The organism is Streptomyces speibonae (assembly GCF_984686075.1).
Genome location: NZ_OZ480260.1, coordinates 7,096,082 through 7,111,223 on the forward strand (window position 1 = coordinate 7,096,082; position 15,142 = coordinate 7,111,223).

Here is a 15,142-nt window from a genome sequence, read left to right on the forward strand (position 1 = left end):
TCTTTTGGAGCTCCGGCTCTTGGGCGTACAGCCCGAGAGCCGGAGCTTTTTTGCGTTGAGGTAAGGTCGGGGAGCATCGTCGACACGTTTCCACAGGAGGATCCCGGGTGGAGGTCCAGGAGACGCGGGTCCAGACAGACCGCGTCCTCACCATCCCGAACATGCTCAGCATGGCGCGGCTCGTTGGCGTACCCCTGTTCCTGTGGCTGATCCTCAGGCCGGAGTTCGGCGGCCCCAAGAGTGACGGCTGGGCGCTCCTGGTGCTGGCCTTCAGCGGCGTCAGCGACTACCTGGACGGCAAGCTCGCGCGACGATGGAACCAGATCAGCAGCCTCGGCCGGCTGCTCGACCCGGCCGCCGACCGGCTCTACATTCTTTCCACTCTTGTAGGTCTCACCTGGCGGGAGATTCTGCCGCTCTGGCTGACGATCGTGCTGCTCGCCCGCGAGCTCGTTCTGCTCGTCATGGTGGGCATCCTCAGACGGCACGGCTATCCGCCACCACAGGTGAACTTCCTGGGGAAGGCCGCCACGTTCAACCTGATGTATGCCTTCCCGCTGCTCCTGCTCAGTGACGGAAGTGGCTGGATCTCGTCACTCGCTGCTATTTTCGGCTGGGCGTTCGCCGGATGGGGTACAACCCTCTATTGGTGGGCAGGAGTGCTCTACGTGGTCCAAGTCCGCCGCTTGATCCGTGCGGACGCCATGGCCGATTGACCTCGCTGATTGTTTTGCGCATTGTGGCGCGATGCCCGCAGTGGAAATGTGCGGGACAACCAGGGCGGGTGAAGTCGGTCAGACCGTCGTCTCTTCGAGGAGGACGCTTCCGACATGAAGGCCGTCGTGATGGCCGGAGGCGAAGGCACCCGTCTTCGCCCCATGACCTCTAGCATGCCCAAGCCGCTCCTGCCGGTGGCCAACCGGCCGATCATGGAGCACGTACTGAGGCTGCTCAAAAGGCATGGGCTCAACGAAACCGTTGTGACTGTCCAGTTCCTTGCGTCACTCGTCAAGAACTACTTCGGTGATGGCGAAGAGCTCGGAATGGAGCTCACCTATGCCAACGAGGAGAAGCCGCTCGGTACCGCCGGGAGCGTGAAGAATGCCGAGGAGGCGCTCAAGGACGACGCCTTTCTCGTCATCTCCGGCGATGCCCTCACCGACTTCGACCTCACCGAGCTGGTCAATTTCCACAAGGAAAAGGGCGCCCTCGTCACGGTCTGCCTGACCCGGGTGCCCAATCCGCTGGAATTCGGCATCACCATCGTGGACGAGGAAGGAAAGGTCGAACGCTTCCTCGAGAAGCCGACCTGGGGGCAGGTCTTCTCCGACACCGTGAACACCGGCATCTACGTCATGGAGCCGGAAGTCTTCGACTACGTCGAGGCCGATGTGCCCGTCGACTGGTCCGGTGACGTCTTCCCGCAGCTGATGAAGGAAGGCAAGCCGATCTACGGCTATGTCGCCGAGGGCTACTGGGAGGACGTGGGCACCCACGAGAGCTATGTGAAGGCCCAGGCGGACGTCCTGGAAGGCAAGGTCGACGTCGACATCGACGGCTTCGAGATCTCCTCGGGCGTCTGGGTCGCCGAGGGCGCCGAGGTCCACCCCGACGCCGTACTGCGCGGACCGCTGTACATCGGGGACTACGCCAAGGTCGAGGCCGGGGCGGAGATCCGCGAGCACACGGTCGTCGGGTCCAACGTCGTCGTCAAGAGCGGTGCCTTCCTGCACAAGGCCGTCGTCCACGACAACGTCTACGTCGGACCGCACAGCAACCTGCGCGGCTGTGTCGTCGGCAAGAACACCGACATCATGCGGGCCGCGCGGATCGAGGACGGCGCCGTCATCGGCGACGAGTGTCTCATCGGTGAAGAATCGATCGTCCAGGGCAACGTGCGGGTGTACCCGTTCAAGACGATCGAGGCCGGTGCCTTCGTCAACACCTCGGTGATCTGGGAGTCCCGGGGCCAGGCGCACCTTTTCGGTGCCCGCGGGGTCTCCGGGATCCTGAACGTCGAGATCACGCCCGAACTCGCGGTGCGGCTGGCAGGCGCCTACGCCACGACCCTGAAGAAGGGCTCGACCGTCACCACGGCCCGCGACCACTCCCGAGGCGCCCGCGCGCTGAAGCGGGCGGTCATCTCCGCCCTCCAGGCCAGCGCCATCGACGTACGGGACCTGGAGAACGTGCCGCTGCCCGTGGCGCGGCAGCAGACCGCGCGGGGCAGCGCCGGCGGCATCATGATCCGCACCACCCCCGGGGTGCCGGACTCCGTCGACATCATGTTCTTCGACGGCAACGGCGCCGATCTGTCGCAGGGCAGCCAGCGCAAGCTGGACCGGGTGTTCGCGCGGCAGGAGTACCGGCGTGCCTTCCCGGGTGAGATCGGGGATCTGCACTTCCCGGCGAGCGTCTTCGACTCGTACACCGGTTCGCTGCTGCGCAATGTCGACATCACCGGCATCGCGGAGTCCGGGCTCAAGGTGGTCGTGGACGCGTCCAACGGAAGTGCCGGCCTGGTGCTGCCGAGCCTGCTCGGCAAGCTGGGTGTCGACTCACTGACCATCAACCCGGGCCTCGACGAGTCCAGGCCGACCGAGACGGCCGACATGCGCCGCTCCGGGCTGGTCCGGCTCGGGGAGATCGTGGCGTCCTCCGGAGCCGCGTTCGGCGTGCGCTTCGACCCCGTCGGCGAGCGGCTGTCCCTGGTCGACGAGAAGGGGCGCATCGTCGAGGACGACCGGGCGCTGCTGGTGATGCTCGACCTCATCGCCTCCGAGCGGCGCAGCGGCCGGGTCGCGCTGCCGGTGACCACCACGCGGATCGCCGAGCAGGTGGCGGCCTACCACGGCACGCAGGTCGAGTGGACGACCACCTCGCCCGACGACCTCACCCGCGTGGGCGGCGAGGAAGGGACGATCTTCGGCGGTGACGGCAAGGGCGGCTTCATCGTCCCGGAGTTCAGCAGCGTCTACGACGGCACGGCCGCCTTCGTGCGGCTCATCGGACTGGTGGCGCGCACCCAGCTCACGCTCAGCCAGATCGACGCGCGCATCCCGCGGGCGCATGTGCTCAAGCGGGACCTGGCGACCCCGTGGGCCGTCAAGGGCCTGGTGATGCGCCGGGTCGTCGAGGCGGCCGGGGACCGCTCCGTGGACACCACCGACGGCGTGCGGGTGGTGGAGGCCGACGGCCGCTGGGTGATGGTGCTGCCCGACCCCGCCGAGGCGGTCACCCACCTGTGGGCCGAGGGCCCCGACGACGCCTCCGCGCAGGCGCTGCTCGACGAATGGTCCGCCGTCGTGGACAGCGCCGGACGGTAGGCGGCCGGCGCCCGCAGGGCGGAACCAGCAGTACGGGTGCGTGCCGGACAAGTGTCCCCAACGGGGCCTGTCCGGCACGCCGGTAGGGCCGTTCGGAGGTGGTGGCCGCGGCGTGCGACGATGTGCGGCATGCCGCAGCAACCCCCCGTTCGGAGCACACCGTCGCGGCCCGCGCGCCCGGACGCCTCCATGTCGTTGATCACCAACGTCATGGACCACAGCCTCGACGACGGTTATGCCGAGGCCGCCGCGCGGAGGAAGGCCGACGGGGAGGGCGGTCTGCCGAAGACCCTCAGGGCGAAACTCGGCCTCGCCGTCGGCCTGGTGCTGGCCGCGCTGATCGTGACCGTCGGGGCCGCGCAGGCCCGGGTGGAGGCTCCCGTCGTCGCCAAGGAGCGCGAGGAGCTGATCGACCGGATCGATGAGGAGACCGAGGCCGCGGACCGGCTCGAGGAGCGTGTCGACGAGCTCCGCGCGGACGTGGGCGCACGGCAGCGCGAGGCGCTCAGGGACAGTGGAGGGGACGACCGGTCGGCGCTGGTGGGCATGCTGTCGGGTGCCGTCGCCGTGCACGGGCCCGGGGTGCGGCTCGTGGTGAACGACGCCGAGGACGCGAGCGTGGGCGGTGACGGCGACGCCCGGTCGACCTCGGGGTTCTCCGACACCGGGCGGGTCCGCGACCGTGACATGCAGCGGGTGGTCAACGGTCTGTGGGAGTCCGGCGCCGAGGCCGTCTCGATCAACGGGCAGCGGCTGACCGCCCTGTCGGCGATCAGGGCCGCCGGGGACGCGATACTGGTGGACAACAAGCCGCTGGTGCCGCCGTACACGGTGCTCGCGGTGGGGGACGGCAAGCGGCTGAGCGAGCGCTTCCAGAACAGCGCAGACGGGCTGTATCTGCATGCCCTGCAAGAGAACTACGGCATCCGGACCGCGATCTCCGCGGAGGACGACGTCCGGCTGCCCGCCGCACCGAGTGTGACCGTACGTACCGCACAGCCGATAACTGAGAAGGGCACATCGTGATCGCCGTACTGGGGCTCGTCGTGGGGGTCGTGGCCGGACTGCTCGTCCGGCCCGAGGTTCCGGCGGTCGTCGAGCCTTACTTGCCGATCGCCGTCGTCGCGGCGCTCGACGCCGTGTTCGGGGGACTGCGGGCCATGCTCGACGGGATCTTCGACGACAAGGTCTTCGTCGTGTCGTTCCTGTCCAACGTGGTCGTCGCCGCGCTGATCGTGTTCCTCGGCGACAAGCTCGGCGTGGGGGCCCAGCTGTCCACCGGCGTCGTGGTCGTCCTCGGCATCCGCATCTTCTCCAACGCCGCGGCGATCCGCCGGCACGTGTTCCGGGCGTGAGGCCGATGAGCGAGCCCGAGCGCGAGCAGGAGCACGAGGAGTCCGCACGCCCGGCGGTGTCCCCGCCCCGGACGGCCCCCAAGGAGCAGCCCCGGGCCGGGCTGCGCCGTGAGCTGCCCGCGGAGGTGCCGGTGCCCGCGCCCGCGCCTCCCGAGGAGGACGTGGTGCCGGAGCCGGCCCCTCCGGAGCTGACCGGCCGGCAGCGCCTGGCGAAGGGGCTGTGGCCGCCACGGGTCACCCGGGCGCAACTCACCGTCGCCCTGCTGCTGTTCGGTCTGGGCTTCGGCCTGGCCGTCCAGGTGGCCTCCACCAGCGACACCGACAGCGCGCTGCGCGGGGCCCGTCAGGAGGATCTTGTGCGCATCCTCGATGAACTCGACGACCGCACAGAGCGTCTTGAGGACGAGAGGCGGGGTCTCGAGAAGCAGCGGGACGAGCTGGAGAACAGCTCCGACCAGGCGGAGGAGGCCCGGAAGCAGACGATCGAGAAGGAACGGCAACTCGGCGTCCTCGCGGGCACCGTGGCCGCGCAGGGGCCGGGGATCACGATGACCATCGAGGATCCGAAGGGAACGGTCGAGGCGGACATGCTGCTCGACGCCGTCCAGGAACTGCGCGCGGCCGGTGCCGAGGCGATCCAGGTCGACGGTGTGCGGGTGGTGGCGAGCACCTATCTGACGGATTCGGACGGCGCGATCGCCGTGGACGGGAACAAGATCACCGCGCCCTATCGTTTCAAGGTCATCGGCAAGCCGCAGGACCTCGAGCCGGCGCTCAACATCCCCGGAGGCGTGGTGCAGACTCTCGAGAAGGAACAGGCCACCGTTACCGTGGAGCGGTCGAGCAAGATCGTTGTGGACGCCTTGCGAGCGGTGAAGCGGCCTGACTACGCTCGGTCGTCCTCCCAGTGAACCGGGGGCGCATGGGGGACGTTGAGCCGGGGCAAGTGGTTGCGGGGGGTCGGCGCACCGATTGGGTGGTGCGTGGTGGAAACTGTCTGGCGGAGGCGGACGTTGTAAAGATGTCCGGGTCGGCCAATGTGTTCAGTCAGGGTTCGTCCTGCCCCACGGGCGGGTCTGTTTCGGTCAAGGGGAATCGCCCGTGAAGTTGTTTGCGAAGTTGTTCGGCAAGAGCGCGCGGCGAGAGGACAGCGACAACGCGACCGCTCGTCATCGCGCACAGCCTGAGGCGGAAGGTCAGCGTCCGCTGTTCCGGGACCAGCTCGGTCAGGGCGCGCCGTCCGTTGACGCTGCGCAGTCGGGCGGCATAGGTTTCGGACAGCCGTCGACCTCAGGTACGGGCGGAGGGTACTCCGAGCCGTACGCGTCCCAAGCCCCCGGTGGGCAGCCGCGGCAGGAGGATCCGTCCATGTCGGCCCTGGTGTGTTCGAGGTGCGGTAACCGCAACGCGGAGAACAGCCGCTTCTGCTCCAACTGCGGCGCGCCGCTGAAGCCCGGAGTGACCCCGGAGCGCCCCTCGGAGACGACGTCCACGATCTCGATCTCCGGTCTCGAGGCCTACGACGCCGAGGCAACCGGCCAGACGCCGATGCCGACGCTCTCTCCCGAGGCGCAGGCGGCCGTCGACGCGCTGCCGATGGGTTCGGCGCTCCTGGTCGTGCGCCGGGGGCCGAACTCGGGCAGTCGCTTCCTGCTGGACGGCGACCTGACCACGGCCGGGCGCCACCCGCAGAGCGACATCTTCCTGGACGACGTCACGGTCTCCCGGCGGCACGTGGAGTTCCGCCGCAACCCGGACGGCTCGTTCACGGTCGCCGACGTCGGCAGCCTGAACGGCACCTACGTCAACCGTGAGCGGATCGACCAGGTCGCCCTGTCCAACGGCGACGAGGTGCAGATCGGCAAGTACCGGCTGGTCTTCTACGCGAGCCAGCGGGGCTACTGACCTCCCCGGATCCGTCCGGGGGACTTCAGGGAAGGTCCATGCTTCAGACACCGAGCGGCGGTGCCGGCGACGGTGCCGCCGCCGCGGGCACCGGACTGATGAGCATCGGCGCGGTGCTGGGCGTGCTGCGCGAGGAGTTTCCCGAAGTCACCATCTCCAAGATCCGTTTCCTGGAGTCGGAAGGGCTGATCGAGCCGCAGCGGACCCCGTCGGGGTACCGCAAGTTCAGCGCGGGCGACGTCGAGCGCCTCGGCCATGTGCTGAGGATGCAGCGGGACCACTATCTGCCGCTCAAGGTGATCCGGGAGCATCTGGCGGCGGTGGAGCGCGGGGAGGCCGTCCGGCTGCCGGCCCTGAGCCGTCCGGGTGACACGGGTGACGCGGGCACCGGCGGGGAGCCGGCGGCGGCCGACCCCACGGCGGCCCGCGTCGGGCGCGGCCAGCTGCTCGCGGCCGTCGGTGCCGGTGAGCGCGAGCTCGCCGAGTGGGAGTCGTACGGGCTGCTCGCCCCGGTCGAGGACGGGGTGTACGACGCCGAGGCGGTCACCGTCGCCGGTCTCATCACCGAGCTGGGGCGGTTCGGTATCGAGCCACGTCATCTCAGGGCCATGAAGGCCGCCGCGGACCGGGAGGCCGGTCTGGTGGACCAGGTGGTCGCCCCGCTGCGCCGCCACCGGAACCCGCAGACCCGCGCCCATGCCGAGGCCCGGACGAAGGAGCTGGCCGGGCTCGCGGTGAAGCTGCACGCGGCCCTGGTGCAGTCCGCGCTCGGGGTGCGGCTGCCCTGATACCGCCGGCTCGGAAGGCCGGATCGGGCACCCGTTCCCTGCCCGACTACCCAAACGTCCCGGGCACGGCCTAGGGTTGCTGTGTGAACGAGCTCGATGTCGTAGGTGTCCGGGTCGAGATGCCCTCCAACCAACCGATCGTGCTGCTGCGCGAAGTGGGAGGCGACCGCTACCTCCCCATCTGGATCGGACCGGGGGAGGCGACGGCGATCGCCTTCGCCCAGCAGGGCATGGCCCCCGCCCGGCCGCTGACCCACGACCTGTTCAAGGACGTGCTGGAAGCCGTCGGACAGGAGCTCACGGAAGTGCGTATCACCGACCTGCGCGAGGGCGTCTTCTACGCCGAGCTGGTCTTCGCCAGCGGCGTGGAGGTCAGCGCCCGCCCGTCCGACGCCATAGCGCTGGCCCTGCGCACGGGCACGCCGATCTACGGCAGCGACACGGTGCTCGACGACGCCGGGATCGCCATCCCGGACGAGCAGGAGGACGAGGTGGAGAAGTTCCGCGAGTTCCTCGACCAGATCTCGCCGGAGGACTTCGGAACCAGCAACCAGTGAGGGAGGGCGCTCGGCGCCGCGTCACCGGCCGCCGGGGCCGTGACAGAGGCCATTCGGCTAGCCTTTCCCCGCGGTGAGGCACGGGAAACCACTCTTAGGGTGATTATCACTCGGCGTGCCGAGTGTGGCGATCGTTGACGCACCCTTGGTGACTGCCTACCGTCGAGGAGGCAGGTCAAGGACGGAGGTCGGCGTGAGAAGCAGCGGCGACGGTACGGCTGGGGGTGTCCCCGAACCCTCTTCCGGGGCGAGCGGGCCGTATCCTCCCCAGGGCTCGCGGCTCCGCTTCGGTGGGGCGTATCCGGTGCAGAGCGGCCCGATCGATCACGTTCCGCAGTGGCCGACGGCAGTGCCGGACGGTGGAGGGGCGGCGGCCATGGCGTCCGAGGAGATCGGTTACCGGGGGCCCACGGCCTGCGCAGCCGCCGGCATCACCTACCGGCAGCTCGACTACTGGGCCCGTACGGGACTGGTCGAGCCCAGCGTGCGGCCGGCCCATGGATCGGGGACACAGCGGCTGTACAGCTTCCGCGACGTCGTCGTTCTGAAGATCGTCAAACGGTTCCTGGACACCGGCGTCTCGCTCCAGAACATCCGCACCGCCGTGCAGCACCTGCGCGAGCGCGGCTTCAGCGACCTGGAGCGCATGACGCTGATGAGCGACGGCGCCACGGTCTACGAGTGCGCCTCGCCCGACGAGGTGCACTCCCTGCTCCAGGGCGGCCAGGGCGTCTTCGGCATCGCCGTGGGCGTGGTGTGGCGGGACGTCGAGAGCGCGCTCTCACAGCTGCACGGGGAGCGCATCGACACCGGCGAGACCCTGGTCGGCCACAACCCGATGGACGAGCTGGCGCGCCGGCGCAACAAGGCCGTCTGAGCCCGCCCCTCCCGCCCCTCGCGAAGAGGGAAATGTCAGTGCCATAGGGCAGCATCGGACATGTGAGATCCGCGCCCACGATCCTGCATCTCGACATGGATGCCTTCTACGCCTCGGTGGAGCAGGCGTCGAAGCCGAGCCTGCGCGGGAAGGCCGTGATCGTGGGCGGGCTCGGTCCCCGCGGAGTGGTGGCCACGGCCTCGTACGAGGCCCGGGTCTTCGGCGTCCACTCGGCGATGCCCATGTCCCAGGCCCGGCGGCTCGCGCCGAACGCCGCCTGTCTGGTGCCGCGGTTCGCCCTCTACCGGTCGGTCAGCGAGCAGGTCATGGAGCTGCTGCGGGCCCTGTCGCCCCTGGTGGAGCCGCTCAGCCTGGACGAGGCGTTCGTGGACCTGGAGGCCGGTGGCAGCGCCTGGGACCAGCGGTCGGCCCGCCTGGCGGGGGCCAAGCTCCGGGCGGACATACGGGAGGTCACAGGGCTCACCGGCTCGGTGGGCCTCGCGGCCTCCAAGATGCTGGCGAAGATCGGGTCGGAGCAGGCCAAGCCGGACGGGCTGGTGCTGATCGAGCCGGGGACGGAGCGGGCGCTGCTGGGGCCGCTGTCGGTGCGGACCCTGCCGGGCGTGGGCCCCGCCACCGGAGACCACCTGCGCCGGGCCGGCATCCACACGGTCGACGAACTCGCCGAGGCGGGGGAGGACGAGCTGGTACGGCTGCTGGGCCGGGCCCATGGGCACGCGCTGTACGCGATGGCGCTGGCCCGGGACGAGCGGCCCGTGGTCGCCGAGCGGGAGACCAAGTCGGTGTCGGTCGAGGACACCTACGACATCGACATCCACGACCGGGTGCGGGTCGCCACGGAGGTGCAGCGGCTCGCCGACCGGTGTGTGCGCAGGCTGCGGGGAGCGGGCCTGTCGGGCCGCACCATCGTGCTGAAGGTGCGGCGGTACGACTTCTCCACGCTCACCCGGTCGGAGACCCTGCGGGGCCCCACGGACGACCCGGCCGTCGTGCGGGAGGCCGCGGCGCGGCTGCTGGATGCGGTCGACACCACGGGCGGGGTCCGTCTGCTCGGCGTGGGGGTCAGCGGACTGGCCGACTACACGCAGGAGGACCTGTTCGCGCAGGCCGCCGGCGGGAACGAGGAGGACCCCGTCCACGACGAGACGGAGGCCGCGCCCGCCGTCGAGGTCCCCACGCCCGCCGAGCGGCGCTGGCCGGCGGGACACGACGTACGGCACGCCGTGCACGGACACGGGTGGGTGCAGGGCAGCGGTCTCGGCCGGGTCACGGTGCGGTTCGAGACGCCCGACTCGGGCCCGGGCCGGGTACGGACCTTCCGCGTCGACGACCCGGCCCTGGAGCCGGCGGACCCGCTGCCGCTGGTGTCCCGCGCGCCCAAGGAGGGCGAGGGCGTGCAGGCGGGCGGCGGGGCGGGACCGGCCAACGGGTGAGCGGCGCGGGTCAGCCCTGCTGGTCCTTGCCCTTGCCGGCGAGGTCACCGAAGTCACGGTCGTCGAGCGGTGGAGGGGCGGCGATGTCCAGACCGTAGTGGTGGTAGAGCTGGAGCTCCTGCTCGGGGGAGAGGTGGCGGCCCACGCCGAAGTCGGGGGCGTCCTTGATCAGGGCGCGCTCGTACGGCACGTGCAGGGCGCCGTCGATCAGCTCGCTGGGTTCCAGCGGGACGAAGGCGTCCCTGCTGAACAGTCCGGTGCGTATCGCCGCCCACTCCGGTTCGCCGGTCGCGTCGTCGAGGTACACCTCGTCGATCGTGCCGATCCGGTGTCCGTTGCGGTCGAACGCCTTGCGGCCGATCAGGTGGCGCGGATCGATGTCGGTCTGCACGGGCCCTCCACTGGTCACACACTCATCCGTAAGTACTACAAAAAGGCACAATCGGTGGTGCGGCCACTCGAAGCCCCCGTCCCATGCCCGCTGGTACCCTGGCAATCGGCCGTTGACCCCGTGCGGGAGAGTCCTCCGGGCACATCGGAGGCGCCGAAGGAGCAAATCCTCCCCGGAATCTCTCAGGCACACGTACCGCACGGACGAGGTCACTCTGGAAAGCAGGGCGGGTGTCGACGGCTTCCGCTCTCACCGACGGTGAAAGCCGGATCCCCGCGGGCGGTCCGGTGAAGCTCTCAGGTTGAGATGACAGAGGGGGAGGCCGTCCGGGCATCCGCACCGTGGTGCCCCTCGAAGGTCGTCGGACCAGGAGGCCTCCTCAATGACCGCCCCTCGCACCCCGCTCTCCGCGCTCGAACAGGGAATCCCCTTCGAGCAGCGTCACATCGGCCCCGACCACGAGGCCCGGGCCAAGATGCTCGCCCAGGTCGGGTACGGCTCGCTGGACGAGCTGACGGCCGCCGCCGTGCCGGAGGTCATCAAGAACACCGAGGCGCTGGACCTTCCGGGTGCGCGCACCGAGGCCGAGGTGCTGGCCGAACTGCGCGCGCTGGCCGACCGCAACGACGTGCTGAGCTCCATGATCGGGCTCGGGTACTACGGCACGTTCACCCCGCCGGTCATCCTGCGCAACGTCATGGAGAACCCCGCCTGGTACACGGCCTACACGCCGTACCAGCCGGAGATCTCCCAGGGCCGGCTCGAGGCGCTGCTGAACTTCCAGACCGTCGTCGCCGAGCTCACCGGTCTGCCCACCTCCGGTGCCTCCCTGCTCGACGAGGGCACCGCCGCCGCCGAGGCGATGGCGCTGTCCCGGCGCATGGGCAAGAACAAGAAGGGCCTGTTCCTGGTCGACGCGGACGCGCTTCCGCAGACCATCGCCGTGATCGAGACCCGTGCCGAGCCGACCGGCGTCGAGGTCGTCGTGGCCGACCTGAGCGACGGCATCCCGGCCGAGCTCGCTGAGCGCGAGATCAACGGCGTACTGATCCAGTACCCCGGCGCCTCCGGTGCCGTCCGTGACATCAAGCCGGTGATCGACCAGGCGCACGAGCGGGGCGCGCTCGTCACCGTCGCCGCCGACCTGCTCGCCCTCACGCTGCTGAAGTCGCCCGGTGAGCTGGGCGCGGACATCGCCGTCGGCACCACCCAGCGTTTCGGTGTGCCCATGGGCTTCGGCGGACCGCACGCCGGCTACATGGCCGTCCAGGAGAAGATGGCGCGCAGCCTGCCCGGACGGCTCGTCGGCGTCTCCGTCGACGTGGACGGACACAAGGCCTACCGCCTTGCGCTCCAGACCCGTGAGCAGCACATCCGCCGCGAGAAGGCGACCAGCAACATCTGCACCGCCCAGGTGCTGCTCGCCGTCATGGCCGGCATGTACGCCGTCCACCACGGCCCGGAGGGGCTGCGGCTGATCGCCCGGCGCACCCACCGGTACGCCACGATCCTCGCCGAGGGGCTGCGGGCCGGCGGGGCCGAGATCGCGCACGGCTCCTACTTCGACACGCTGACCGTGCGCGTTCCCGGTCGGGCCGCCGAGGTCGTCGCTGCCGCCCGCGACAACGGCGTCAACCTGCGGCTCGTCGACGCCGACCACGTCTCCGTCGCCTGCGACGAGACCACCACCCGGGACCGGCTGGCCGCCGTGTGGAGCGCCTTCGGCGTCGACGGCGACGTCGAGGCGCTGGACGCGGCCGCGCGGGACACGCTGCCGGACGCCCTGCTGCGCGACGACGAGTACCTGACCCACCCCGTCTTCCACCAGTACCGGTCGGAGACCGCGATGCTGCGCTACCTGCGCCGGCTCGCCGACCGCGACTACGCGCTGGACCGCGGCATGATCCCGCTGGGTTCCTGCACCATGAAGCTCAACGCGACCACGGAGATGGAGCCGGTGACCTGGCCCGAGTTCGGGCAGCTGCACCCCTTCGTGCCGGCCGAGCAGGCGCAGGGCTACCTCACGCTCATCCGCGAGCTGGAGGAACGTCTCGCCGAGGTCACCGGCTACGACAAGGTCTCCCTCCAGCCCAACGCGGGCTCCCAGGGCGAGCTGGCCGGCCTGCTCGCGGTGCGCGGCTACCACCGGGCCAACGGCGACGAGCAGCGCACCGTCTGCCTCATCCCGTCCTCCGCGCACGGCACCAACGCCGCGAGCGCCGTGATGGCCGGCATGAAGGTCGTCGTCGTCAAGACGTCCGACGACGGCGAGGTCGACGTCGCGGACCTGCGGGCCAAGATCGCGCAGCACCGCGACGAGCTCGCGGTGCTGATGATCACCTACCCCTCGACGCACGGTGTGTTCGAGGCGCACGTCGCCGACATCTGCGCCGAGGTCCACGAGGCCGGCGGGCAGGTGTACGTGGACGGCGCCAACCTCAACGCGCTGGTGGGTCTGGCCAAGCCGGGCCACTTCGGCGGCGACGTCTCCCACCTGAACCTGCACAAGACCTTCTGCATCCCGCACGGCGGTGGCGGCCCCGGTGTCGGCCCGGTCGGCGTACGGGCGCACCTCGCCCCCTACCTGCCGAACCACCCGCTCCAGCCCGAGGCCGGGCCGGAGACCGGCGTGGGGCCCGTCTCGGCGGCGCCATGGGGCTCGGCGGGCATCCTGCCCATCTCCTGGGCGTACGTCCGCCTCATGGGCGGCGAGGGCCTGAAGCGGGCCACGCAGGTGGCCGTGCTCAGCGCCAACTACATCGCCAAGCGCCTCGAGCCGCACTTCCCGGTGCTCTACACCGGCCCCGGCGGGCTGGTCGCCCACGAGTGCATCATCGATCTGCGTCCGCTGACCAAGGCGACCGGCGTCAGCGTGGACGACGTGGCCAAGCGCCTGATCGACTACGGCTTCCACGCGCCGACCATGTCGTTCCCGGTGGCCGGTACGCTGATGATCGAGCCCACCGAGTCCGAGGACCTGGCCGAGCTCGACCGCTTCTGCGAGACGATGATCGCGATCCGCGCCGAGATCGAGAAGGTCGGCTCCGGTGAGTGGCCCGCAGACGACAACCCGCTCCGCAACGCGCCGCACACCGCCGCCGCGCTCGGCGGGGAGTGGGAGCACGCGTACGACCGCGAGGAGGCGGTCTTCCCGGCCGGGGTGAGCGCCGCCGACAAGTACTGGCCCCCGGTCCGCCGCATCGACCAGGCCTACGGCGACCGCAACCTCGTCTGCTCCTGCCCCCCACTGGACGCCTACGAGGACTGACCCCCACCCCAGGGCCCCGCTCCACCCTTGGGAGCGGGGCCCTCACCATGCTCCCGAACGCCACGTCCGGCCGACCCGCGTCCCGGCCCCCGGCCGCCCCACCCGCTCGGCGGGACCGGCCGTCGGCGTTGTCAGGCCGGGTAGGCGTGGGTTTGGGTGGCCTTCAGTGCTGCCCAGACTGTGGTGCCCGGGTGCAGGTCGAGGTCGGCTGCGGCGGCTGTGGTGAGGTCGGCGGTGAGGGAGAGTTCACCGGTGAGTTCCGCGCGGATCTGGTCGCCGTGGCTCTCCAGCCCGGCGACCGAGCAGCGCCAGAGGTTGCGGGCGCTGGACCCCGTGGGCCGTTCCCGGTGGAGCGTCACCGCGCCGGGCGCGAACGCCACGAACGCCGGCCCGGAGAGGTCCTCGGTGGTGTGCACCGCCGGGCCCGCGTCGAGCCGTACCGTGTGGCCGTCCGCCCGCCCTCGGTAGAGGTTGAGGCCGACCAGCTGGGCGATGTACTCGGTGCGGGGGTGGCGGGCGATGTCGGACGGGCTGCCCTGCTGCACGAGCCGGCCCTGTTCCACGACCACCAGACGGTCGGCCAGCACCATGGCGTCCAGCGGGTCGTGCGTGACCAGGACCGCGACGGCCTCGAACGCGGCCAGATGACGGCGGAGCTGTGCGCGCACCTCCAGCCTCGTGCGGGCGTCCAGGGCGGCGAGCGGTTCGTCCAGGAGCAGCAGCCGGGGGTGCGTGGCCAGGGCGCGGGCGAGGGCCACGCGCTGGGCCTGGCCGCCGGAGAGGTGCCGGGGCTTGCTGCTGGCGTGCTCCGCCAGCCCCATGCGGTCCAGCCATCCGGCGGCACGGGCCCGCGCCTCCGCCTTGCCGGCGCCCCGGCAGCGCGGCCCGAAGGCCACGTTGTCGAGTGCGGTCAGATGCGGGAAGAGCAGGTAGTCCTGGAAGACGACGCCGACCGGACGGGCCTCCGGCGCCGTCCGGTGCAGCTCCGCGCCGTCCAGCCGCAGGTGCCCCTCGGTGAGGGGAGCGAGCCCCGCCAGGGCGCGCAGGGCCGTGGTCTTGCCCGCGCCGTTCGGGCCCAGCAGGGCGACGACGTCGCCGGGAGCGGCGGTCAGCGCGAGGTCGAGGCGGAAGGAGCCGCGGTCCACGACGAGACGCGCGTCCAGTCCACCGTCGGCGGGTCCGGGTGCCGCGCCCGTGGTCTCGGGATTCCTCGTCGGCATA

Annotated in this window: 12 protein-coding genes, 1 pseudogene and 1 riboswitch; of the genes and pseudogenes, 11 read left to right on the top strand and 2 right to left on the bottom strand. The window is 70.7% G+C overall.

The genetic code is table 11. The features are described from left to right. The first annotated feature begins 107 nt into the window (after nt 1-107). The 10 genes and pseudogenes from clsA (at nt 108) to AC5L3C_RS32020 (ending at nt 10,360) form a co-directional block, all read left to right on the top strand. Nucleotides 108-716, top strand: coding sequence for a cardiolipin synthase ClsA (gene clsA, locus AC5L3C_RS31975; protein WP_125508345.1), 609 nt, complete (start codon nt 108-110; stop codon nt 714-716). A gap of 114 nt (nt 717-830) precedes the next feature. Then, a complete protein-coding gene (locus AC5L3C_RS31980) occupies nt 831-3,326 on the top strand; it encodes a sugar phosphate nucleotidyltransferase (protein ID WP_493652577.1) in 2,496 nt (831 codons plus the stop codon). Between the two features lie 129 nt (nt 3,327-3,455). Further along, entirely contained in the window at nt 3,456-4,352 is an 897-nt protein-coding gene (locus AC5L3C_RS31985; RefSeq protein WP_493652578.1) for a DUF881 domain-containing protein, read from the top strand. Next, a complete protein-coding gene (locus AC5L3C_RS31990; protein ID WP_003988855.1) occupies nt 4,349-4,681 on the top strand; it encodes a small basic family protein in 333 nt (110 codons plus the stop codon). Before AC5L3C_RS31985 ends, AC5L3C_RS31990 begins: the two co-directional genes overlap by 4 nt. Before the next feature lie 5 nt (nt 4,682-4,686). Beyond that, nucleotides 4,687-5,592 (top strand): DUF881 domain-containing protein, encoded by a 906-nt coding sequence (locus AC5L3C_RS31995; RefSeq protein ID WP_493652579.1) that lies wholly within the window; start codon nt 4,687-4,689, stop codon nt 5,590-5,592. Between the two features lie 61 nt (nt 5,593-5,653). After that, nucleotides 5,654-6,586, top strand: coding sequence for a double zinc ribbon and FHA domain-containing protein (locus tag AC5L3C_RS32000; protein ID WP_493652580.1), 933 nt, complete (start codon nt 5,654-5,656; stop codon nt 6,584-6,586). A gap of 38 nt (nt 6,587-6,624) precedes the next feature. Then, a complete protein-coding gene (ftsR, locus tag AC5L3C_RS32005) occupies nt 6,625-7,374 on the top strand; it encodes a transcriptional regulator FtsR (protein ID WP_493652581.1) in 750 nt (249 codons plus the stop codon). Nucleotides 7,375-7,457: 83 nt separating this feature from the next. Beyond that, on the top strand, nt 7,458-7,931 hold the full coding sequence (locus AC5L3C_RS32010; RefSeq protein WP_004934251.1) for a bifunctional nuclease family protein: 474 nt from the start codon (nt 7,458-7,460) through the stop codon (nt 7,929-7,931). Between the two features lie 193 nt (nt 7,932-8,124). Then, complete coding sequence (locus tag AC5L3C_RS32015; protein ID WP_493652583.1) at nt 8,125-8,808, top strand: MerR family transcriptional regulator; 684 nt, start codon at nt 8,125-8,127, stop codon at nt 8,806-8,808. Nucleotides 8,809-8,870: 62 nt separating this feature from the next. After that, nucleotides 8,871-10,360: pseudogene (locus tag AC5L3C_RS32020) on the top strand (DNA polymerase IV). On the opposite strand, the gene AC5L3C_RS32025 reads toward AC5L3C_RS32020, so the two are convergent. After that, nucleotides 10,273-10,653 (bottom strand): PRC-barrel domain-containing protein, encoded by a 381-nt coding sequence (locus AC5L3C_RS32025; protein ID WP_493652584.1) that lies wholly within the window; start codon nt 10,651-10,653, stop codon nt 10,273-10,275. The pseudogene AC5L3C_RS32020 and the gene AC5L3C_RS32025 sit on opposite strands and share 88 nt — an antisense overlap. A gap of 113 nt (nt 10,654-10,766) precedes the next feature. Further along, a riboswitch (glycine riboswitch) is annotated at nt 10,767-10,861 on the top strand. A gap of 174 nt (nt 10,862-11,035) precedes the next feature. On the opposite strand from AC5L3C_RS32025, the gene gcvP reads away from it, so the two are divergent. After that, nucleotides 11,036-13,921, top strand: coding sequence for an aminomethyl-transferring glycine dehydrogenase (gcvP, locus tag AC5L3C_RS32030; protein WP_493652585.1), 2,886 nt, complete (start codon nt 11,036-11,038; stop codon nt 13,919-13,921). Between the two features lie 131 nt (nt 13,922-14,052). Here gcvP and AC5L3C_RS32035 read toward each other — a convergent pair whose 3' ends face one another. Then, on the bottom strand, nt 14,053-15,141 hold the full coding sequence (locus AC5L3C_RS32035; protein WP_493652587.1) for an ABC transporter ATP-binding protein: 1,089 nt from the start codon (nt 15,139-15,141) through the stop codon (nt 14,053-14,055). Nucleotide 15,142: the final 1 nt, after the last annotated feature.

Coding starts and splice junctions, on each gene's coding strand:
- AC5L3C_RS31980 (WP_493652577.1), top strand. CDS start 831: ATGAAGGCCGTCGTGATGGCCGGAGGCGAAGGCACCCGTCTTCGCCCC.
- AC5L3C_RS31985 (WP_493652578.1), top strand. CDS start 3,456: ATGCCGCAGCAACCCCCCGTTCGGAGCACACCGTCGCGGCCCGCGCGC.
- AC5L3C_RS31995 (WP_493652579.1), top strand. CDS start 4,687: ATGAGCGAGCCCGAGCGCGAGCAGGAGCACGAGGAGTCCGCACGCCCG.
- ftsR (WP_493652581.1), top strand. CDS start 6,625: ATGCTTCAGACACCGAGCGGCGGTGCCGGCGACGGTGCCGCCGCCGCG.
- gcvP (WP_493652585.1), top strand. CDS start 11,036: ATGACCGCCCCTCGCACCCCGCTCTCCGCGCTCGAACAGGGAATCCCC.
- AC5L3C_RS32035 (WP_493652587.1), bottom strand. CDS start 15,141: ATGCCGACGAGGAATCCCGAGACCACGGGCGCGGCACCCGGACCCGCC.